Origin of the sequence: Methylobacterium terrae (genome assembly GCF_003173755.1) — a bacterium.
Taxonomy (GTDB): domain Bacteria; phylum Pseudomonadota; class Alphaproteobacteria; order Rhizobiales; family Beijerinckiaceae; genus Methylobacterium; species Methylobacterium terrae.
In genome coordinates this window covers 5,187,085-5,207,982 of sequence record NZ_CP029553.1, presented here as the reverse complement: position 1 = coordinate 5,207,982, position 20,898 = coordinate 5,187,085, and the positions used below count along the sequence as shown (strand labels likewise).

The 20,898-nt window shown below is 71.1% G+C and carries 17 protein-coding genes, 1 tRNA gene and 2 pseudogenes; 8 read left to right on the top strand and 12 right to left on the bottom strand.

What is annotated here, in order from left to right:
• Positions 1–87: 87 nt before the first annotated feature.
• Entirely contained in the window at positions 88–813 is a 726-nt protein-coding gene (locus tag DK419_RS24050; protein WP_109961332.1) for a fused DSP-PTPase phosphatase/NAD kinase-like protein, read from the top strand.
• A gap of 3 nt (positions 814–816) precedes the next feature.
• Here the strand turns inward: DK419_RS24050 and DK419_RS24045 are convergent, their stop codons facing one another.
• The 5 genes from DK419_RS24045 to dapA all read right to left on the bottom strand — a co-directional run bounded on the left by DK419_RS24045 (position 817) and on the right by dapA (position 5,313).
• Positions 817–1,707: a DMT family transporter gene (locus tag DK419_RS24045; RefSeq protein ID WP_109961331.1), complete on the bottom strand. Its 891-nt coding sequence runs from the start codon at positions 1,705–1,707 to the stop codon at positions 817–819.
• The gene (locus DK419_RS24040; protein ID WP_208642241.1) at positions 1,704–3,491 is read right to left on the bottom strand and encodes an ABC transporter ATP-binding protein; all 1,788 of its coding nucleotides are present in this window, start codon (positions 3,489–3,491) and stop codon (positions 1,704–1,706) included. The genes DK419_RS24045 and DK419_RS24040 overlap by 4 nt, the downstream gene beginning before the upstream one ends.
• Before the next feature lie 94 nt (positions 3,492–3,585).
• Complete coding sequence (locus DK419_RS24035) at positions 3,586–3,768, bottom strand: hypothetical protein (protein ID WP_109961329.1); 183 nt, start codon at positions 3,766–3,768, stop codon at positions 3,586–3,588.
• A gap of 98 nt (positions 3,769–3,866) precedes the next feature.
• The gene (gene smpB, locus DK419_RS24030; RefSeq protein ID WP_091747410.1) at positions 3,867–4,340 is read right to left on the bottom strand and encodes an SsrA-binding protein SmpB; all 474 of its coding nucleotides are present in this window, start codon (positions 4,338–4,340) and stop codon (positions 3,867–3,869) included.
• A 70-nt stretch (positions 4,341–4,410) separates the two neighbouring features.
• On the bottom strand, positions 4,411–5,313 hold the full coding sequence (dapA, locus tag DK419_RS24025; protein ID WP_109961328.1) for a 4-hydroxy-tetrahydrodipicolinate synthase: 903 nt from the start codon (positions 5,311–5,313) through the stop codon (positions 4,411–4,413).
• A gap of 386 nt (positions 5,314–5,699) precedes the next feature.
• On the opposite strand from dapA, the gene DK419_RS24020 reads away from it, so the two are divergent.
• Positions 5,700–7,970 carry a lytic transglycosylase domain-containing protein gene (locus DK419_RS24020; RefSeq protein WP_109961327.1) on the top strand — a complete coding sequence of 757 codons (2,271 nt, stop codon included), beginning with the start codon at positions 5,700–5,702 and terminating at the stop codon, positions 7,968–7,970.
• A 303-nt stretch (positions 7,971–8,273) separates the two neighbouring features.
• Positions 8,274–9,557 carry an IS66 family transposase gene (gene tnpC, locus DK419_RS24015; RefSeq protein ID WP_109961326.1) on the top strand — a complete coding sequence of 428 codons (1,284 nt, stop codon included), beginning with the start codon at positions 8,274–8,276 and terminating at the stop codon, positions 9,555–9,557.
• Positions 9,558–10,003: 446 nt separating this feature from the next.
• Here the strand turns inward: tnpC and DK419_RS24010 are convergent, their stop codons facing one another.
• The 5 genes and pseudogenes from DK419_RS24010 to DK419_RS30040 form a co-directional block, all read right to left on the bottom strand.
• Positions 10,004–10,960, bottom strand: a complete 957-nt coding sequence (locus DK419_RS24010; RefSeq protein ID WP_109961325.1) for a DUF2169 family type VI secretion system accessory protein — start codon at positions 10,958–10,960, stop codon at positions 10,004–10,006.
• 12 nt (positions 10,961–10,972) lie between these two features.
• Complete coding sequence (tssI, locus tag DK419_RS29865) at positions 10,973–13,336, bottom strand: type VI secretion system tip protein TssI/VgrG (RefSeq protein ID WP_109961324.1); 2,364 nt, start codon at positions 13,334–13,336, stop codon at positions 10,973–10,975.
• A 334-nt stretch (positions 13,337–13,670) separates the two neighbouring features.
• Positions 13,671–14,052 (bottom strand): annotated as a pseudogene (locus DK419_RS30050) (transposase).
• Positions 14,053–14,065: 13 nt separating this feature from the next.
• Complete coding sequence (locus DK419_RS30045) at positions 14,066–14,332, bottom strand: transposase (RefSeq protein ID WP_425352609.1); 267 nt, start codon at positions 14,330–14,332, stop codon at positions 14,066–14,068.
• 85 nt (positions 14,333–14,417) lie between these two features.
• A pseudogene (locus DK419_RS30040) lies at positions 14,418–14,672 on the bottom strand (transposase); the annotation flags it as partial.
• Between the two features lie 406 nt (positions 14,673–15,078).
• On the opposite strand from DK419_RS30040, the gene DK419_RS23995 reads away from it, so the two are divergent.
• Positions 15,079–15,684, top strand: coding sequence for a nucleotidyltransferase domain-containing protein (locus tag DK419_RS23995; RefSeq protein WP_109961323.1), 606 nt, complete (start codon positions 15,079–15,081; stop codon positions 15,682–15,684).
• Between the two features lie 245 nt (positions 15,685–15,929).
• Here the strand turns inward: DK419_RS23995 and DK419_RS23990 are convergent, their stop codons facing one another.
• Complete coding sequence (locus DK419_RS23990; protein ID WP_162561386.1) at positions 15,930–16,259, bottom strand: PilZ domain-containing protein; 330 nt, start codon at positions 16,257–16,259, stop codon at positions 15,930–15,932.
• Positions 16,260–16,520: 261 nt separating this feature from the next.
• On the opposite strand from DK419_RS23990, the gene DK419_RS23985 reads away from it, so the two are divergent.
• The 4 genes from DK419_RS23985 to deoC all read left to right on the top strand — a co-directional run bounded on the left by DK419_RS23985 (position 16,521) and on the right by deoC (position 20,234).
• Positions 16,521–16,596: transfer RNA gene (locus tag DK419_RS23985), tRNA-Glu, on the top strand.
• 131 nt (positions 16,597–16,727) lie between these two features.
• Positions 16,728–19,073 (top strand): Ig-like domain-containing domain, encoded by a 2,346-nt coding sequence (locus tag DK419_RS23980; protein WP_109961321.1) that lies wholly within the window; start codon positions 16,728–16,730, stop codon positions 19,071–19,073.
• A 120-nt stretch (positions 19,074–19,193) separates the two neighbouring features.
• Positions 19,194–19,457: a hypothetical protein gene (locus DK419_RS23975; protein WP_109961320.1), complete on the top strand. Its 264-nt coding sequence runs from the start codon at positions 19,194–19,196 to the stop codon at positions 19,455–19,457.
• A 111-nt stretch (positions 19,458–19,568) separates the two neighbouring features.
• Entirely contained in the window at positions 19,569–20,234 is a 666-nt protein-coding gene (gene deoC, locus DK419_RS23970; protein ID WP_109961319.1) for a deoxyribose-phosphate aldolase, read from the top strand.
• Between the two features lie 36 nt (positions 20,235–20,270).
• Here deoC and DK419_RS23965 read toward each other — a convergent pair whose 3' ends face one another.
• Positions 20,271–20,666: a hypothetical protein gene (locus DK419_RS23965; RefSeq protein ID WP_162561383.1), complete on the bottom strand. Its 396-nt coding sequence runs from the start codon at positions 20,664–20,666 to the stop codon at positions 20,271–20,273.
• Between the last annotated feature and the right edge of the window lie 232 nt (positions 20,667–20,898).

The following is a 20,898-nucleotide window of genomic DNA, read 5'->3' as shown; positions in this document are numbered from 1 at the left end:
CGGCCGGGTCACGCGGCTGCTAGAGCGGCACGCTGCCCGTTCCGGTGAATCGCGTATTTTCCCTTAAAGCCAGGCGTCGGCCCCTTCGTGCTCAACCGCTTCCTCCCGCCCGAGACCCGCTACGCCCGCCGCATGGCCCGCATCGCCCGCTGGGAGCAGCCGATCGCCGGCCCGGGCGGACGTCTGCGCGCCTGGGCCAACATGCTGCTCGTCGATCACGGCGTGTTCCGCCTGGCCTATCTCAACCGCCACCGGATCGGGCGCGGCCTGGTCTGGCGCTCGGCCCAGCCCGGGCCGCACGACCTCGCCTGGTTCCGGCGCCAGGGCGTGCGCACGGTCATCTCGCTGCGCGGCGGGCGCGAGCACGGCTCGTGGCAGCTCCAGCGCGAGGCCTGCGAGCGCGAGGGTCTCGCCCTCGTCGAGTTCGTGATGCGCTCGCGCGAGGCGCCCGACAAGGCGACGCTTCTCGCCGCCAAGGACTTCTTCGCCGGCCTCGCCTACCCGGCGGTGCTGCACTGCAAGTCGGGCGCCGACCGGGCGGGACTCGCCGCCGCCCTCTACCTGATCCTGCACGAGGGCCGGCCGGTGCGCGAGGCCGCGCGCCAGCTCTCGGCCCGGTTCGGTCATTTCCGCTTCGCCAAGACCGGCATCCTCGACGCGTTCTTCGAGCGCTACCTCGCCGAGGGCGAGCCGAAGGGCCTCGGCTTCCTCGACTGGGTCGAGCACGTCTATGACCCGGAGGCGCTGAAGCGCGACTTCCGCGCCGGCCTGTGGTCGGACCTGGTGGTGGACCGGCTGCTGCGGCGGGAGTGAGGCTCACCCCCGCGTCGTCAGCAGCACCCCTGCCCCGATCGCCAGGATGGCGCCGACATGGAGCGGGTCCGGGATCTCGCCGAGGACGGGAATCGCCAGGATCGTGGCGATCACCGGCACCAGCGCCGTGAAGGCCGGGGTGCGCCGCCCGATCAGCGTGAGGGAGCGGTTGAAGGCGACGAGCGCCACCACGCTCACCAGCACGCCCTGGTAGAGGGCCTGGATCGCGACCTCCCCGGCCGGCGCCTCGGTGAGCCGCGACAGGCCCGCGGCGAGATAGACCGGGATGTAGGTGACGAGCGAGGCGACGCAGATCAGCGCCGTCGCTTCCAGCGCCGTCAGGCGCGAGCGGCGCATCCGCACCGTGCCGGCGGCCCACAGGAAGGCGGCGGTGAGGAACAGGGCGTAGCCGAACAACTCGTCGGCATCGCGGAACCCGCCCGCCAGGGTCAGCGCGCCTGAGGCGATCAGCCCGAGGCCGGCGAGCGCGAGCCGCCCCGGCCGGTCGCCGAGCACGAGCGCGCCGAGCAGGGCGGCGAAGAGCGGCATGGTGCCCGGCGTCAGCGCCGCGCCGTGGCCTGCGGGAGCGTAGCGCAGGGCCACCGAGATCAGGAGCGCGAAGGGCGCGCCCTGCGCGAAGAACAGCACGGCCCCGTCGAGGAGCGCCGCCCGGCCGAGGCCGCGCAGGCGCAGGGCCAGCACCGGCAGCAGCAGGAGGCCGCCGATGCCGAAACGCAGGGCCACGAGGTCGGCCGGCCCGAGCACGCCCCCCGCCCCCACCGTCCGCCGGGTGATGACGAACCAGCCGCCCCACAGGCTCACCGCGACGAGCGCGAAGGCGATGCCCTCGGCGAGGCGCCGGCCGGAAGGGGTCTCGACTCCGGCGGGCCTCACGAGGCCTGCGCGGCGGAGGCCGGCTCCCGGTCGTCGGCGAGCTGGAGCCGGTGCAGGCGCGCATAGGTGCCGCCGCGCGCGATCAGGGCCGCGTGGCTGCCGGTCTCGGCGACCCTTCCGCCCTCCATCGCGACGATCAGGTCGGCGTCGCGCACCGTCGAGAGGCGGTGGGCGATCACCAGCGTGGTGCGGCCCCGCATCAGCCGGGTCAGGGCCGCCTGGACGAGCTGCTCGGATTCGGCGTCGAGGGCCGAGGTCGCCTCGTCGAGGAGCAGGATCGGCGCGTCGCGCAGGAAGGCGCGGGCGAGCGCGATGCGCTGGCGCTCGCCGCCCGACAGCCGGTTGCCGGCGGGCCCGACCCGGAACTCGTAGCCGTCGGCCTTCGCGGCGATGAAGTCGTGCGCCGCCGCGGCCCTGGCCGCCGCCTCGATCTCGTCCCGGCTCGCGCCCTCGCGGCCGAAGGCGATGTTCCGCGCGACCGTGTCGTCGAACAGGACCACCTCCTGCGACACCACCGCGACGGCGCGGCGCAGCGAGGCGAGCGTGACGTCGCGCACGTCCTGCCCGTCGATGCGGACCCGGCCCTCGCCGACGTCGTAGAGCCGCGGCACCAGGGACAGGAGCGTCGACTTGCCCGAGCCCGAGCGGCCGACCAGCGCCGTGGTGCGGCCTGCCGGCACCACGAGGTCGATGCCCTCGAGCGCCGGGGCGTCGTCGCGGTAGCGGAAGCGCACGCCCTCGAAGCGGACCTCGCCGCCCGCGATCCTCAGCGCTGGCGCGCCCGGCTTCTCCCGGATCGTCGGCGCCTCGTCCATCAGCGCGAAGGTGCGCGAGAGGGCGGCGAGCGCCTCCTGCAGGATGGCGTTGAGGTTGCCCAGCGCCCGGGCCGGCTGGGCGGCGAGCAGCAGCGCCGCGACGTAGCCGGTGAAGTCGCCGACCGTCTTCTCGCCCGAGAGGATGCGGTGGCCGATGAAGGCGAGCACCCCGGCGACCGCGAGGCCGCCGCCGATCTCCAGCAGCGGGTCGAGCCGACCGCGGGCATTGGCGGCCTTCATCTTGAGGCGGCGGACCTCGTCGAGGGCGTCGCGGGTGCGGCCCTTGAGGTAGCCTTCGAGGCCGTAGGTCTTGGCGACCCGGGCGCCGGCGAGGCTCTCGCTGATCAGGCTCGCGGTGGCGCCGACCTGCTCCTGGGTCGAGGTCGAGACCCGGCGCAGCTTCTTGCCGATGCGGGCGATCGGCCCGGCGACGAACGGCACCGTGACCCCGGCGACGAGGGTCAGCCACGGATCCATCCAGACCATGGCGCAGACGAGCGCGATCAGCATCGCGACGTCGCGCAGGAGCACGGTGGAGATCCGCGTCAGCGCCTCCTTGATGAAGGCGAAGTCCGTGGTGAAGCGCTGGGTCAGGCTCGCCGGGCTCTCGCGGCCGAGCTGGGCCAGATCCTGCTCGATCATGTGGCCGTAGAGCGCCGCCTGCATGTCGGCCTCGATCCGGGTGACGACCCGGTTGGTCAGGACCGTCTGGCCGAGCAGCGCGAAGCCGCGGACTGCGGTTACGGCGATCACCAGGACCGGGCCGTAGGCGAGCGCGCCGGCATCCTTGGCGTCGAAGGCGTCGAAGGCGGCCTTGATCAGCGTCGGGTAGAAGCCGGTCGCGGCGCCGATCACCGCGATCAGCGCCAGCACGATCGCCAGCGTGCCGGCATGCGGCCGCAGCCAGTCGCGCCACAGCCGGGTGAGCAGCGGCAGCATGTCGCCGGAGAGGAAGGGGCGCCGCGCCATGATGCTCGCTTCGTCCTGGGTTCAGGACGTCGCGCTAGCACGGGGGTCGGGCCGGCGGCAATTCGGGGCGGCGCGGGGCCGGGTTGCGGGGGCGCTACCGCATCATCGCGAGGGCCGCATGGATCAGGGTGGCGCCGCCAATCGGCGCCATGAACCACAGCAATACGTTGACGACGATGATCCAGACCAGCACCCGCTCCTGGCGCCCGGTCAGCCGGGGCCGGGGCGGACGCGGCGGCGGCTCCCAGGGCGGTCGCCATCCTCCCTCGACGAACATCGGCGCCTCCGCGCTGGCCTTCACCCGCGTGAGCTAGGAAGTCCGGGCGGCGGTGGCAGTGCGGCGCGTTGTGCCGTCGAGGCCGGGATGCGGCGCGTTCAACCCTTGTCGCGCAAGAGCCGCGCCTTGTCGCGCTGCCAGTCGCGCTCCTTGGCGGTCTCGCGCTTGTCGTGGAGCTTCTTGCCGCGGCCCAAGCCCAGCTCGACCTTCGCCCGGCCGCGCTCGTTGAAGTAGATCTTCAGCGGCACCACCGTGTAGCCCTCGCGCTGGGTCGCGCCGATGAACTTGTCGATCTGGCGCCGGTGCAGCAGCAGGCGGCGGGGCCGCTTGGTGTCGTGGTTGAAGCGGTTCGCCTCGAGGTATTCGGGGATGTAGGCGTTGAACAGCAGGAGGTCGTTGCCCGACGGCCCGGCGAAGGCCTCGCCGATCGTCGCCTTGCCGCCGCGCAGCGACTTCACCTCGGTGCCCGTGAGCGCGATGCCCGCCTCGACCGTGTCGGTGATCTCGTAGTTGAAGCGGGCCTTCCGGTTGTCGGCGACGACGCGGTTCTTCGGCTCTGGTTTCTTGGCCATCGGGCGGCGGGCATCCTGGAAGGCGGGCGACGGGAGTCCTTCGGGGCTCCCGTCCTATATGGGGTGCGGCTCAGCCGTTGGTGAGGCCGGCGTGGCGCAGCGCCCCGTCGACGAGGGCCCGCGTGCCCTCGCCCACCGGCACCATCGGCAGGCGCACCTCCTCGCTCATGAGGCCGAGGCGGGCGAGCGCGTACTTCGTCGGCGACGGGTTGGTCTCGGCGAAGAGGTGGGTGTGGAGCGGCATCAGCCGGTCCTGGAGGCCGAGCGCGGTGCGGTAGTCGCCGGCGAGACAGGCTTCCTGGAAGTCGGCGCACAGGCGCGGCGCGACGTTCGAGGACACCGAGATCGTGCCGTGGCCGCCATGCGCCATGAAGCCGAGCGCCGTCGCATCCTCGCCGGAAAGCTGGACGAAGTCCTCGCCCATGGCTTGGCGCTGCAGGCTGACCCGGGCCACGTTGGCGGTGGCGTCCTTCACCCCGGCGATGTTCCGCAGCTCGTAGAGCCGCGCCATGGTGTCGACGCTCATGTCGATCACCGAGCGGCCGGGAATGTTGTAGATCAGGATGGGAATGCCGACCGCATCGTTCACCGCCTTGAAGTGCTGGTACAGCCCTTCCTGCGTCGGCTTGTTGTAGTAGGGCGTGACGATGAGCAGCGCGTCCGCCCCGGCCTTCTCGGCATGACGGGCCCGCTCGACCGCCTCCGCGGTGGAGTTCGAGCCGGCGCCGGCCACCACCGGCACCTTGCCGGCGGCCTCGTCGATGCAGGCCTCGACCACGCGGTCGTGCTCGGCGTGGCTCAGCGTCGGGCTCTCGCCGGTGGTGCCGGTGGGCACCAGGCCGTGGGTGCCGTTCTCGATCTGCCAGGCCACGAAGGCCCGGAAGGCGTGCTCGTCGAAGGCGCCGTCGCGGAACGGCGTCACCAGGGCGGTGAGCGAGCCCCTCAGGCGCTGCGAAGTCTGCGTCGACGTCATGCTGGCGTTCCTCGCCCGGGCGGGGCGGCGGCGCCCCCGGGATGTCTGGTTGGGAGGCCGGCCCGCATGAGGATCACCAAGGGGGCCACACACTCGGGAAACCCGCATCGGGGGACCAACTCGGCCGTCCGGCGTCCGACACATATTCGCTCGGCGGGCCGCGCGCAAACGCTCCGGTGGCCGCGCGCGTTCCGGCGCGATCGGCGGCCAGGGTTAATCGCTTCTTAATTCGGCGCTTCCACCATGGGCGTCCGGTCATTCGAGTTCCGGAAGCCTCGCCCGGTCGCGCGCCGCGACCGGGCGAGGCTTCCGGGTCTTTGGTTTGCCGCATTCTTCGACGAACCGGTACTCGCCTCGTCGGACAATGCTCAAGGGGAACGGGAACCATGCTGCTCTCGCCTCGGCGGCGCCGCCTCGCGGTCCTCGCCCTCACCGTGTCGGCCGCCGCGCTGACCTCGCTGTCGGCGCTGGGCGGCTCGACGGTGACGGCCCCGCCGCCCGACGCGGCCGTGCCCGCCGCGATGCCGGCGGCCGCCGCCCGCGCGGTCGAGCGCGCCGACGAGGACGGGCTGCGCAGCGAGGCCGCCGTCGAGACCGGATCCCGCCTGCCGGTGGCCGCCGCCGCCTTCGCGGCCGCCGACCCGGAGGTCCCGATCCCCTTCCCCGCCCCGGACGCGGCGATCAACCCGCCCGCGCCGGTGCCGAGCGTGCCCGATCCCGGCCGCCCGGCGCTCGGCACCGAGGTCGACGGGCCGGCCCTGCGCGGCGCGGTCGAGGCCTACCGCCGCGGCCAGGTGAGCGAGGGCGACCGGATCCGCGACGGTCTCAAGGACCCGGCCGCCCGCACCCTGCTCGACTGGGTGGCGATCCGCGCCGGGGCCGGCATCGGCTTCGAGCGGACCGTGGCGTTCATCCGCGACAACCCGGACTGGCCGGTCGGCGCGATGGTGCGCCGGCGCGCCGAGGAGGCGCTGCTGTCCCAGCGCAAGTCGCCCTCCCTGGTGCGGGCCTATTTCGCGGCGCGCCGGCCCCAGAGCCCGCCGGGCAAGTTCGCCCTGGCGCTGGCCTTCCGGGCCGACGGCCTCTCCGAGGACGCCGCCGGCCTGGTGCGCGACCTGTGGCGCGAGGACACTTTCGGCCGCACCCTGGAATTGCGGGTGCTCGACGCCTTCCCGGGGATCGTCGGCGAGGTCGACCACCGCTACCGCATGGAGCGGGCGCTGATGCGGGAGGATTGGGAGACCGCCGGCCGCGCCGCCGCCTACGCCGGCAAGGCCTACGGCACCCTGGTGCGGGCCCGCCGCGCCGTCGAGGCGAAGGCCGCGAATGCCGGATCGGCCCTCGACGCCGTGCCGCCGAGCCTGCGGCAGGATTCCTCCTACCTGTTCTCCCGCGCCCAGTACCTGCGCCGCCTCGACAAGCCGGCCGAGGCCGCCGCCGTGATGGCGCAGGCGCCGCGCAACCCCGAGGTCCTGGCCGATCCCGACGAGTGGTGGATCGAGCGCCGCATCGTCGCCCGCAAGCTGCTGGATGCCGGCGACGCCAAGGCGGCCTACGCGGTCGCCTCGGGCCACAGCGCCCGCACGGTCGAGAAGCGCATCGAGGCCGAGTTCCACGCCGGCTGGATCGCCTTGCGCTTCCTCGACGACGCCACCCGGGCGGCGACGCATTTCGCGACCGCCGCGGCGATCGCCGAGACGCCGATCTCGGTGGCACGCGCCGCCTACTGGCAGGGCCGCGCGGCGGACGCGATGGGCGCGGGCCCGGAGGCGAAGGCCTTCTACGAGCGCGCCGCCGGTCAGCCGATCGCCTATTACGGCCAGCTCGCCCGGGCGAAGCTCGGCCAGGGTTCGCTCGCGCTTCGCCCGTGCAGCACCCTGGACGAGGCCGCCCGCACCGCCTTCGAGAACCGCAGCGCGGTGCGGGCCCTGCGCCTGCTCGCGGCGGCCGGCATCAAGGACCTGATGCTGCCGCTCTACATGGACTTCGCCCAGCGCCTCGCCGAGCCGGCCGAGCTCAACGCGCTCGGCGACGTCGCGATGGCCCTCAACGATCCCCGCGCCCTGGTGGCGATCGGCAAGACCGCGGTGCAGCGCGGACTGCCGCTCGACCGCCACGCCTACCCGACCAACGGCATCCCGTCCTACGAGGCTTCGTCCGCCGTGCCGCAGGTCGAGCGCGCGATGGTCTTCGCCATCGCCCGCCAGGAGAGCCAGTTCGACCCGCGGGCGCAGTCGAGCGTCGGCGCGCGCGGGCTGATGCAGATGATGCCGGCGACCGCGCAGCGCACCGCCCGCCGGGTCAGCGCCGCCTTCGACACCGACCGCCTGACCAGCGATCCGGCCTACAACGCCCGCCTCGGCCAAGCCCATCTCGGCGAGCTGATGGAGGATTGGCGCGGCTCCTACATCCTGTCCTTCGCCGCCTACAATGCCGGCGGCGGCAACGTGAAGAAGTGGATCGACGCCTACGGCGATCCCCGCAACCCCGGCGTCGACCCGGTCGACTGGGTCGAGCGGATCCCCTTCACCGAGACCCGCAACTACGTCCAGCGGGTGACCGAGAACCTGCAGGTGTACCGGACGCGGCTGGCGGAAGCCGGGGACGGGCGGAGCGCCCTGCTGATCGCGGACGATCTGCGACGCGGCGCGCGGTAAGGGCGGCACCCGGCGCGGCCGTGTGGCGCGCGCGAACCGGGATCCCTGTCGGCTTGAACCGCGCCGGATGCGACTTGCGGGGCGGTCCAGGCTCGTGCGCCGCACTGACTCTGCCGCCGCGGAATCCGGGGGGATGCCTGCGGTGCAGCACCGAGACGGCTCTGGTATGGGCGTCGCCTGGATTCGGAGTCCCCGAGGCCTCCGTAATTACCCAGGGGGTGTCGGGAGGGCGCGGCTCGGTCGCGGCGGGTTCGTTGGGTCGCCCCCCTTGCCGGAACGCGGTTTGGCTGATTCGCTGTCGGGATGAGCCGCAGTGACCTCGAGCGCCTGAGCAAGGAGGAACTGATTGAGCTGGTGCTGAAGCTGCACCGGCCCGAGAAGACCTCACGCACCTCGTCCAAGCCGCCGGCGAGCGACCGCAAGGAGCGGCGCGAGAAGGCCCGGCCGGGCGGCGCCAAGCCCGGGCACGAGGGCCACAAGCGGGCGCTGACGCCTGATCCGGATCAGGTCATGGAGCATCGGCCTGCCTCGTGTTCGGCCTGCGGCGAGCCACTGCCCACCGATCTGCCGGCCGAGGTGATCAGCGTGCATGAGCGGATCGACCTGCCGCTGGTTCGCCCAGCAGTCGAGCAGCACCGGCGCCTGTGCGTGACCTGCCCGGCCTGCCGGACCCGGGTCGCCGCCCCGCGACCGGCGGGGGCCGACGCGACACCCTTCGGGCCGCGGCTGCACGCGGTGGCGACGTACCTCAAGACCTTCCAGGCGCTGTCCTACGAACGGTTGCAGGCCGCCCTGTCGGACCTGTTCGGGCTCAGGCTGAGCCAGGGCGGGCTGATGAACGTGCTGCGCCGCGCCCAGGGTTGCTTTGCCGAGGGCCGGGACGCGGCACTGGCCCGGCTGCGGCAAGCCTCTGTCGTGGCCTCGGACGAGACCGGGGTGCGCATCGAGGGCGCCAACAGCTTCCACTGGGTGTTCCGCTGCGAGGACGCGGTGGTGCATCATGCCGCCCCGTCGCGGGCCTCGGCCGTGGTCGGCGAGGTGATGGCCGGGCACCGGCCGGCGGTGTGGCTCTCCGACCGGTACTCGGCTCAGCAAGGGCACGGCGAGCGTCAGCAGACCTGCCTGGCGCACCTCGCTCGCGACGTGGCCTACGCGGTCGAAGCCGGCAACGACCTGCTCGCGCTGCGGCTCCAGTGGTGGCTCGACAAGGCCTTCGGGCTGGCCCGGCGCCTGACGGAACTGGCGGCCTCGACCCTGGCGCGCAAGCGGCGCGAGTTGGAGCAGGACCTCGATGCCATCCTGAAGGCCCCGGCGACGTGCGATCTAGCCCAGGCGATCCGGGCCCGGATGCAGCGAGCGCGCGACCAACTCCTGACCTTCGTGGCCTTCCCCGGCAAGGTGGAGGTGACGAACAACGCCTGCGAGCGCGACCTGCGGCCGGCGGTGATCCAGCGCAAGGTGACGAACGGCTATCGGGCGATGTGGGCCGCCAAGGGCGAGGCGGACGTGCGCACCGTCGTCGCCACCGCTGCCCTCAAGACCAAGGCAACCCCCTTCGCCACCCTACTCGCCACCATCACAGCCTGATCACCCCCCAACCCGGATACGAGGCGCCGACGAACCCGCATGCCGAAAAATACCCCCTGGGTAATTACAGGCCTCCTGGAGTGCGGCCGATGCAGACGTTCGTGGGGTGAAATCGGGCACGATGTGATGGGCCTGCCCATCGACGCAAGCCTTCGCGCAGACATGCTGCGACTGCCGGTATAGCGCGACGACGCAAGGGCATTCTCTGGATTTTCGCGATGTGATCTTGTCGGGCACGATCGCCGTCGGCGAGCGGCACCAATCCATCGCCTCCGAGACGATGATCCCCTCGCCGATCGTGCGCGAGCCCTCCCGCGGCAGGCTCATGCCTCCGCCCCCGCGGTCAGCCCGTACTCGCCCGACACCGCCAGACCCGCTGCCTCGGCCGGCGGCAGCACCGCCAGCACCGCCCCGTGATAGGCCGGGCAGCGCGCCACCCACCCGCGTCAGGTCAGGTCCACCCGCCACGGCGCCGCCTCCGCCCGCAGGTCGAGATGCAGCCCGTCGAGGCTCAGCCGCGCCGACACGGCCCGGCCGTCGAACCAGGCGTGGTGGGCCACCGGCACCACCCCCGGCAGCCGGAACGCCAGCGCCCCGCCCGGCACCAGCCCGTCGAGCCGCACGGTCTCGTCGTCGTGGAGGTGCGGCCGGATCAGGGCGGGCGGGGCGGTCTGGAAGAAGCGGTAGTCGAAATCCGCCGGCATCTGCGGGCAGCGCTCGCGCAGCCAGGCCTCGTCGCGGGTGCCGCAATGCCCCTCGCGCCAGGACCAGAACGGCGGCACCGGTCCGAAGCCGGCCGGGCGCGGGACCGCGAAGGGATCGCCGAGGGCCGCATCCGGCGCCTCGATCTGGGCCGCCGGCAGCACCCGGCCGACCGGGCTCCAGTTGCGGTGCAGCTGCCCGGGGCCGATCGGGTTGTCGGGGCTCTCCGCGCCCTGCGGGTCCCCGACCACGCGCCCGCCCGCGGCGAGGCGGTAGTCGAGCGGCACGCGGGTGGCGGGCTCGGCGGGGCCGAGCTTCCAGGTCGGCGTCAGGAAGCGCAGGGCCGGCTGCCACGAGCGCGGCCCATGCACGCGCAGCGCCGCCCGCGTCTCGCCCACCGTCAGCGCGGCCGTCCACGACCGCGCCGCCCGCCCGCCGGGCGCGTGGGCGTGGCCGAGGACGGTCACGTCGGCGCCGGGCTTGTAGGGGATCAGGTCGCCGACCTGCACGAGCGGCGTGCGATGGGGATCGCCCGCGTAGACGTCGTTGAGCACGATCGCCTGGGTGCCGGCGAGGCGCAGCTCGCCCCCGGCGGTGAGGTCGTAGCGGCCGCGCACCGCGACCACCGCCATGCCGGTCCCGTCGCGGTGCAGGTCGCCGAAGCCGAGGGCGGCGAACGGCGTGTCGTTGCGGATGAGCATCGGGAGGCCCCGTCAGCGCGACGGGTTGAGGTCGATGACCTTGCCCCAGTGCTTCACCTGGTCGGAGAAGTCGGTGGTGAAGGTCTTGCCGGTGATGGTGACGTTGCCGTCCTTGTCCATCGTGAGGGTCGAGTTGCCGACGACGATCCGGAACACCTCGCCGACCTTGACCAGCATCTCCCGGCCGACCTCGATCACGTACTGCTCGCCGACCGTGTGGGTGTGGGCCTTGCCGATGTTCTCCAGCATCGTCTGCCCGACATTGACGACCTTGCTGACCCCGACCTGCTCGGTGGAGGCGATCCCCGTGGTGTTGTTCTGGAAGCGGGTGACCATCGTGTTCATCACGCCCCCCAGGCCGCCCATCATCCCGCCGACCTGGCCGGCGAGCGCGGTGCCCGCCGCCGCCATCCCGGCCCCGCCGGCGGTGCGCAGGCTGCGCACGCTCGCGTCGTTGATCCCGGCGCGGACCCCGTCGATGCCCTCGCCGAGCAGGCCCCCGATGCCGCCGCCGCCGACCAGCCCGCCGAACCCCGCCGCCAGCCCCGCCAGCGCGCCGCCGCCCGAGAGCGCGCCCGCATCGACGGGGGCGTTCGATCCGCCGGCCTCGGCCGCCATCGCCTCCATCGCGACGCCCATCGCCTGGCCCAGCAGCCCCGCCGTCTGCCCCGACAGACCCGCCATCGCCGCGCCCAGCGCCGCGCTCGCCACGCCGCCCACCGCCCCCACGGTGAGCGAGCGCGACCCACCGATCGCCTGGTTCTGGTTGTTCCCCACCTCGAACGAGTGGTTCGCCCCCACGCTCCCGACCTGGTTGGCGTCCACCCGCGCCGTCGCGTCGTTCAGAACCTTCGTCGTCATGTCCTTCTGGGCGTGGGTGAACAGGTTCTCGGACCCCGCCACGTCCTCCATCGAGATCTCGTTGTAGCCCCGCCCCTTGTAGGTGTTGGACCGGACCACGAGCTTGGTCTTGTGCGCCGGCAGCGCGTAGGGCACCGGGTTGTTCGGGTTGGGCGCGATCCCGACCACGATCGGCCGGTCCGGATCGCCCTCCTGGTAGGCCACCAGCGCCTCCATCCCGACCCTGGGGATGATCTGCTGGCCCCAGCTCGTCCCGCCCCAGGACTGCGTCACCCGAACCCAACCGGTATCCGTCCCGTCGCCCCGGGCGCGCCGGTCCCACAGATGCGTGAGCTTGACCCGTCCGAACGCGTCGGTGTGGATCTCCTCGCCCGGCGGTCCCGCGATCCGGGCGATCTGCAACCCGTCGATGCGCGGGCGCGGCACCGCGCGGTGCGGCGTCGCCGGGCGGTCGGCCGGCAGCGTCGTGAAGGCGTTCTCGTAGTGCGGCGTGCCCGCCCCGCTCTCGTAGGTCGGATCCTCGGCCCGGTGCAGGATCTGCGTCACCACCTGCGCCGGGTAGACGTGGCCCGGATGGGCCACCTCGTAGGGGGTGAAGCGCGAGCCCGCCGCCAGGGTTCGCACGCTGGAGCGGCCCTCGATGCGGTCGAAGCCGGTCTCGGTCGCCTGGATGCGCAGGCGCGTGGCGCGCTCGCCGGCCTCGCGGGTCAGCGCCCTTGCCGGATACTCGTAGAGTTCGTAAGCCGTGTTCTCGGGAACGCGGTCGATCGAAGGTGTATTGGCAGCGAGATCGAGATTTGGCGTTAGAAACTCATAGTCGTTACCGGCTCGTCGTCCCGGGGTGAACGAGAGTTGCCGGCGCCAGTCGTGGATGTGCTCGGCATCCGACGAGCCGAAGGCGAGACGCACCCGGGTCTCGGTCCCGCCGTCATAGGCCGAGGGATGGTCGCCGACGACGAGCGTGTGCTTGCCGCGCTCATGCCGGAACCACAGGAATAGGCCTTCCTCTTCGAGGCGGCGCAGCAGATACGCGAGATCGGTCTCGTTCCACTGCACGACGTAGTCGCGCTTCTGCGGCGGGCGGGTGACGCCGGCCAGATTGTAGTCGCGGATGCGGTGCTCGGCGCACAAGGTCTCCAGCACCTCGAGCGTCGATTGCGTCAGGAAGATGCGGCAGTCGCTGCGCTGGCTCATCAGCCACAGCCGCGGGCGCAAGGTCAGCGCGTACTGGCGCGCGCCTCTCGTGACGATCGGCCCCTCGTGCAGCTCGGTGACGAGGCCGTTCCACACCCGCTGCGAGCCGTCGGCCAGCGTGAGGGAGAGATCGGCCGCGGTGCCGACGATCTCGTCGGGGCGGACCTCGTCGCGTTGCGCCCGAACGCGGGCCTGGATGGTGAAGAGGCGGTTGAGGCCCTCCTCGACCTCGAGGCGTTCGAGCAGGAGGGCGTCGGGTCCGAGCACGGTGTCGATCGCCATCAGGCGCCCGGCCTGGGTGTAGCGCACGTGCTCGCTCATCGCCTGCCTTGCCGTAGAAGATTATGCTGAATGCCATAGTTTATGTCGCGATATCCGAATGATCAACCCAGGGAATGAAAATAAATACGGAGAGATCCGCCGGATATGACGCAAGGGATCCGGGATGCCGGATCACAGAGCCGGCGCAGATCGGATGGGAGCCCGGGGCTACCGCAGGCTCGACGAGGCGCGTGGCTTTCCGTCAGGTGCCTCGCACCCACCACAGTGCGCGCCGGAGAAGCAGTGGATCGATCCGCCCATGTCCGGCGATCGTGTCCCGGGGCGTGGTGTAGCTTGGGCTGGTCCACCACGATGACCGGCAGGGCCGGACTGGTCAGACTGCGAGGTTTGGCAGGCTGACGAGAGGATCATCGCCGATCGGGGCGATGCTTTCCAGGGTCGTGTAGCGGCAGCGTTGCACGGCCCGTTCGTCGTTCTGCTCGAGCAGGATCGCGCCGACGAGCCTGCGGATCGACGGCTCGTCGGGGAAGATACCGGCGACCTCGGTGCGCCGCTTGATCTCGCTGTTGAGGCGCTCCGACGGATTGGTCGAGTGCAGCTTGGCACGATGGGCGGCTGGGAAGCCCATGTAGGCCGGGACGTCGGTCTCCGCCGTGTCGGCCCGAGCGGCCGGCATGGGCCAGGACGTTGCGCATGAAGTGCACCCGGCACCGCTGCCAGGAGGCGGTCATCACCTTGGCGACCGGGGCCTTGATGCCCTCGTGGGCATCAGAGATCGCCAGCTTGACCCCGCGCAGGCCGCGCCGGGCCGGCTTTGCGCAGGAACTCGGTCCAGGAGGTCTCGGCCTCCGACGGGCCGATGTCGAGCCCTGGCACCTCGCGTCGGCCATCCGCGTTGACGCCCACCGCTACGATCACCGCCACCGAGACGATGCGGTGGTTCTGGCGCACCTTCACGCAGGTGGCGTCGATCCAGAGATAGGGCCATTCGCCCTCGATCGGCCGCTCCAGGAAGGCGTTCACCCGCTCCCTCATCCTGAGCTTGTCGAAGGACGATCTCCTGGCACAGCCGGCTGACCTGGCTCTTGGAGATGCCCGTCCCGCCCAGCGCCTGGACGAGATCATCGACGGCGCGGGTCGAGATGCCCTGGATGTAGGCCTCCTGGATCACGGCTGTCGGCGCCTTCTCGGTCATCCGGCGCGGCTCGAGGAAGCTCGGAAAGTAGCTCCCCGTCCGCAGCTTCGGGATGCGCAGCTCGACCGTGCCGGCCCGCGTCTGCCAGTCCCGGTCACGGTACCTGTTGCGCTGGGCCAGCCGTTCCGGGTTCTTCTCGCCGTGGGCCGCGCCGGTCAGGCCGGCGACCTCCAGTTCCATCAGGCGCTGCGCGGCAAAGCCGATCATCTCGCGCAACGCGTCGGCGCACTTCTCAGCCAGCGCCCACAGGCTCATCATGGCATCGGTCATCGGGGGGGCTCCCGGGTTCGGGGTTGGTGTCAGCAACCCGATCCTTACCCGTCACCGCCGATGGCCACCCCCGCGAGAGTTCCCGCCTGCTCCAGCGCCATGGAGGGCGCGCAGGCGGCATCTCCCGCTTCCGTTCAGCTACACCACTCCAAGGGACACGACCGCTTTGCTTTGCGCCAATGTTGTGTACTGTGGTGTAAGGCGATCGGGCGATGCTCTAGTGATTTTCTGCCTCGATGAAGCGGGCCTTCCGTTGAGAGCGCTGCGACGATCACGAGGTTATTGTTCTTTACAAGTGCTCTCCACGGATATTTCGATGAATCCTCTCGACGACGAAGCGTGGGATGCATGGTCTCCTCATGAGCTCGGCCGGCATCTTCGAGAAGCAGTCTTCCCATGGTACGTCGCAGGCGGATGGGCTCTGGACGTTTGGCATGGCAGGCCAACGCGCAAGCACGAAGACCTAGAGTTTGCTGTTATTCGTGAGCATGCGAATTATTTTCGCGCTATTTTACACGATCTCGAATTTTTCACCGTGAAAAACGGTACAATCGAATATCTGCCCCCGTTCGCTGACGTGCCGAGCGATGTCTGGCAGCTTTGGGGAGGAGACATGCGTCAAGGCTGTTGGCGCGTGGACATGATGATGGAGCCAGGAACGCAAGAACTATGGATCTATAAGCGCGATCAGACGATACGGATGGCACGTTCCGACGCTGTTCGAGTGAGCGAAACGGGAATTCCATATCTCGCTCCTATAATTACTTTTCTATTTAAAGCCAAGCACCGTAGGAAGAAAGATCAGAGGGATTTCGATTTTGCCTACTCGAAATTTTCCACCGGAGAAAAATATCAATTGGCCATTTGGCTGGAAAAACTCCATCCTGGGCATGAATGGATTGGAAGATTGCGTAATAAATAAAAATATGGATCCATGCTATTTGTTTTAATGTATAATTGTATATGATTATAATTCTACAAATCATGATATATATCATGCGGCACAATATATATATTTTTTTGTAGAAGGACGCACGCGACAGCGCCCTATCATGTATGTTGAACGAGGAGGAAACGATTGGGTTGCGGCGGGAGGGAAACGTCGGCTTGAGAGCGCTCGGTCGACGTCCGCGGTTCGCCCCTCGCGGCCTTTCGCATCCGGCTCGATCAGCCCGCACCCCCACCTCGCTCCAGCGGACGGTCGAACGCGATCCCGGCGAAATCCCCCCGCCGCCATACCAGCGAGGCGCGCCGGGCGATCTCCGCGTGCCGGATGACGATCCAGAACCGGTTCGACAGGGCGTAGCGGCGGGAGAGGCCGATCTTCGCGCCGCCGTCGGAGAGGTCGCGCACCACGCAGGGCACGCGGTCGTAGTGGGAGATCAGGATCGTCGCCGGCATCGAGGTGCCGTAGCGCCGCCTGCCCCGCTGGTCCGCCTCGCGGCGCTCCGGCGCGTCCGGGCCGTCTCCCGTCGCGATCGTCGATACGGCGCTCATCTCCGTCCGGGACCTCCGCTGCCTTCCGCGCATCGGTTGTATCAGGTGCGGTTCGATCGCCCGTGACCGAATCCGGATCGGCTCCGGCGGTGCGCCGCGATCTTGCGCGGCAGAGTTAAGCCACTCTTGCGTGCATCCGGCGAAAGGCCGACGGAACACGGCCGCGCGGGCGAGAAAACGCCGGGTCCGGCCCGAGATTGCCGGCCACGAGGCTTGCGCCCCGGCCGGACCGTCGCTATACCGCCGCCATCCGCCGGGACAGCTCCCATCGTCTAGCGGTCTAGGACGTCGCCCTCTCACGGCGAAAACAGGGGTTCGAGTCCCCTTGGGAGCGCCACCGGCCGAATTGTCCCGTCATCGTCGATCCGGCTGCGTACCTGCGGCTCATCGCGATGCCGTGCCCGTGCCGTCCCGCCGGGCGACATCCTCCCAAAGCGGTAGTGGCCCTCCTCGTCCCTCCACCAAGGGATGCGCCCTCCTGCGCCGTCTCTCGCTGTCGTCGGATGTATCGGCCTGCTAAGCATCGGGCATACCAAACAGCGATACAAGACGAGAGACGCGATGCGGCGGATAACCGTGCGCCTGCTGACAGCAGCAATCCTGTGCCTGGTGGTCGCGGCGTCGACACGTCTTCTGTTCGATCATCTGTCGCCGCGTGACGTCGCGTTGATGCCGCGCGACGGAGCGACGGAAGTCTATCCTGAACTGCCGATCGCGATCGAATTCTCACGTGCCATGATGCCCGAGACCATCGGAGCCGCCGCCATCGTCCTGCGCGACGACGCGGGTACCGAGGTTCCGGCCGCGATCGTCTCCGATGTGGGCGGCCGCTCCGTCCGGCTGACCCCGCGGGCGCCGCTGCGGCCCGGCGCGGCGTACCGGATCGCGGTCGGGGCGGCGTCCACGCCCGCCAGCACCCTCGGGCTCACCTTGCGCGCGCCGGCCGAGGGGCGCTTCACCGTCGCGGCGGCGCCGGTGCTGCCGGACGAGCCCGAGGCGCCGGTCCTGGTCGCGGTCGGCGCGAAGAATCCCCTCGGGGCCTACTACGCCGAGATCCTGCGGGCCGAGGGGCTGAACCTGTTCGCCGTGGTCGCGCCCCAGTCCCTCACGCCGGAGCGCCTCGCCCGGGCCTCCCTGGTGCTGATGACCGAGGCGCCGGACGGGGCCCTGGCCGAGCGGCTTTCCGACTGGGTCGAGGCGGGCGGCAACCTGATCGCGATCCGGCCGGAAGGCGCCTGGCTGCCGCTGTTCGGACTCGCGCCGGCGGGCGAGCCCCTCGCCGAGCGCTACCTTCAGGCCGACGGCGAGGCGCCGGCCGCCCGCGGCATCGCCCGGGAGGCGATGCAGATCCACGGGCCGGCGAGCCGCTACGCCCTCGAGGATGCGACCGCACTTGCCCGCCTCTCGGACGGGACCGAGCCCCTGCCCTGGCCCGCGATCGCCCTGCGCCGGGCCGGCCAGGGCCAGGCGGCAGCCTTCGCCTTCGACCTCGCCACCTCGGTGGTGCGCCTGCGCCAGGGCAACCCCGCCTTCGCGGGCCAGGAGCGGGACGGCCTGCCCCCCCGGCGGCCGAACGACCTGTTCTTCCCCGATTACCTCGACCTGTCGCGGGTCGCGATCCCGCAGGCCGACGAGCAGCAGCGGCTCCTCGCCAACCTGATCGTCACGATGAGCGCCGGGCGCCTGCCCTTGCCGCGGATCTGGTACCTGCCGGAGGAGCGCCGCGCCGCGATCATCCTGGCGGGCGACGACCACGCCACCCGCCACGGCACCCTGAACGCCTACAAGCGCCTCGTCGCCGAGAGCCCGGCCGATTGCCGGCCGGAGATCCGGGACCGGGATCCTTCGGGGCGGGACGCTTCTGGGCGGGACTCTTCGGGGCGGGACTCTTCGGGGCGGGACTCTTCGGGGCCTGATTCCTGGGATTGCCCCCGGGCGACCTCCTACATCACGCCGGGCACGCCTCTGCCGGCGGAGCAGGCGCAGGCCTACGCGGCACTCGGCTTCGAGACCGCGGCGCACGTCGATACCGGCTGCCGCGACGTCGACGGGGCGGCGCTCGGCCTGGCGCTGAGCCGGCAGGCGGGCGAGGTGGCCGCGCGGCTCGGCCTGCCCGCGCAGACGACGCACCGCCTGCACTGCATCGCCTGGAACGGCTGGGCCGACACCGCCAAGATCGAGCGGGCCGCCGGGATCCGGCTCGATCTCGGCTACTATTACTGGCCCGGCTCGTGGATCCGCCGGCGGCCGGGCTTCATGACCGGCTCCGGCTTCCCGATGCGCTTCGCCGACCTCGACGGCCGCGTCCTCGACATCTACCAGGCGGCCAGCCACCTGGTGAACGAGAATGGCATCGAGCAGCGGCGCGGCATCGAGGTCATGCTCGACCGGGCGCTCGGCCCCGAGCAGTTCTTCGGCGCCTTCGGCAGCCATTACGACTACTCCGACGGCTACTTCGACCACCTGGTGAGCGCGGCCCGCGAGCGCGGCGTCGCCCTGATCTCGGCAGCGCAGATGCTGCGCTGGCTCGACCGCCGGGAGGCGACCCGGTTCGAGGCCCTGGCCTGGAACGGGCACGACCTGACCTTCCGGGTCCGCCTCGATCCCGGGCCCGAGCGGGTCACCGGGATGCTGCCGGTCTCGGTCGTGTCCCATCGCCTCGCGGCGATCACCCGGGGCGGCCACCGGGTGCCGTTCCGGGTCGAGACCATCAAGGGGCTCGACTACGCGATGTTCGACCTCGAATCCGGGCCCTACGCCGTGCTCTACGACGAGAAGACCTCGGCGATGCCGCTCCCCGCCCGCCTCAGGTGAGAGTCTCGGGTGAGACCTGCGTCATTTGGGGCGCAGGACTTTCCGAGATCCCGGGCGTTGGGCCGGGCACGCGCCCCGCCTCCCGCGGGGTTCCCCCTCACCTCCTTGAGGCCCGACCCGATGGCTGCCGAGACCAACGACCTCTCCGACCGCGCCCTGTCGATCTTCGCCTTCGCGGCCTACCACCACCTGATCAGCGGCCAGCCGATCAGCTCGGTGGTGCGCCGGGACGGCAGCGGCCACCACGCCGACCCGCAGGGCGCCGCCGAGGTGGAGGAGCGCGGCCTCGCGACCTTGAGCGACGACGAGATCACCTTCACGGAGACCGGCATCGCCTTCGTCGAGACGACGGTCGCGGCGATCCGCGGGGCCGGCGGGCGCTGAAAGCCCGGGGGCCAGCATTCCGGTGTGCTTGACGGCCCGCGCGCCGCGATGGGAAGCCTCCCCGGCGGCGACGGGCGGGTCCCGGCGTCCCGGAGGGATCTCGCCTTGCCCATGCCCGCCCTCGCCGGCCTGATCGACCACACCCTCCTGCGGGCCGACGCCACCGCGGCGGAGATCCGCCGCCTGTGCGAGGAGGCGCTGGCGCACCGCTTCAAGGCGGTCTGCGTCAATCCGGTCCATGTCGGGCCGGTGGCGGAGATCCTGGCCGGCAGCGACGTCGCGCCATGCGCGGTCGTCGGCTTTCCCCTCGGGGCGTCGATGCCGCAGGACAAGGCCGCGGAGGCCGCGGGCGCGGTGGCCCGCGGCGCGGCCGAGATCGACATGGTGATCGCGCTCGGTGCCCTGAAGGAGGGCCGCACCGACGCGGTGCGGGCCGACATCGCGGCGGTGCGGGCGGCCTGCGCGGGCCGCGTGCTGAAGGTCATCATCGAGACCTGCCTCCTCGACGACGCGCAGAAGCGCCTGGCCTGCACCCTGGCGGCCGAGGCCGGGGCCGATTTCGTCAAGACCTCGACCGGCTTCTCGACCGGCGGCGCCACCGTGGCGGACGTGGCGCTGATGCGTGCCACGGTCGGCGACGCCCTCGGCGTCAAGGCGTCGGGCGGCGTGCGCAGCCTGGAGGTCGCCCGCGCCCTGGTGGCAGCGGGCGCGACGCGGCTCGGCACCAGCTCGGGCGTGGCTCTGGTGACCGAGGGGGTGGCGCGTGGGACCTACTGACGATCCCGCCCGCGCCGCGAGGGAAAGGCCCGCTCTCTACTCGTAGCCGGTCCGCCAGTCGCTGTCCTTGCAGCGCGCCATGACGTGGCCGTTCATGCGCATCCGGCCGCCGACAGCGTCGAACTTATAGGTCTCCCTGCTGGTCCGGCCCTCGGACTCGCAGGTCGCCGGGATCGTCGTCCCGGTCCCGGTCGACCGCGACGCGGACAGCCTGAACGTGCAGGTCGTCTCGTTCCAGATGATCCGCGACTGCTCGATCCGGACCAGGGCCCCCTCGACCTCGAGCGGGTTCGCCTTGCAGGACTTGGCGGACGGAGACCAGATCCCGACGTAGAACGGGGCCTCGCCGGGCGTCCCGGTGGGCATCTTGGCGAGGGCAGCCGACGGGATCAGGCCGGCCGCCAGGACGAGGACGAGGACGAGAACGCGCATCAGGAACTCCACCTCCCGAGGGACGGACCGGTGCATCGTCGCGGTCCGCCTTGCCGGCCCCCCTCGCGAGGGGACGTGCGACGATGGACGGACAGTCGCACGCCCGCATTGTCGCTCCGCTCAAGATGACGCTCAAATCCAACCAACTTGCATAACCATGTCGTGTCCGTCTTCCGGGGACGGGCGACTGCATTTCAGGATTCCTGAACCTTTCGGCGCGAGCTTCGCGTCA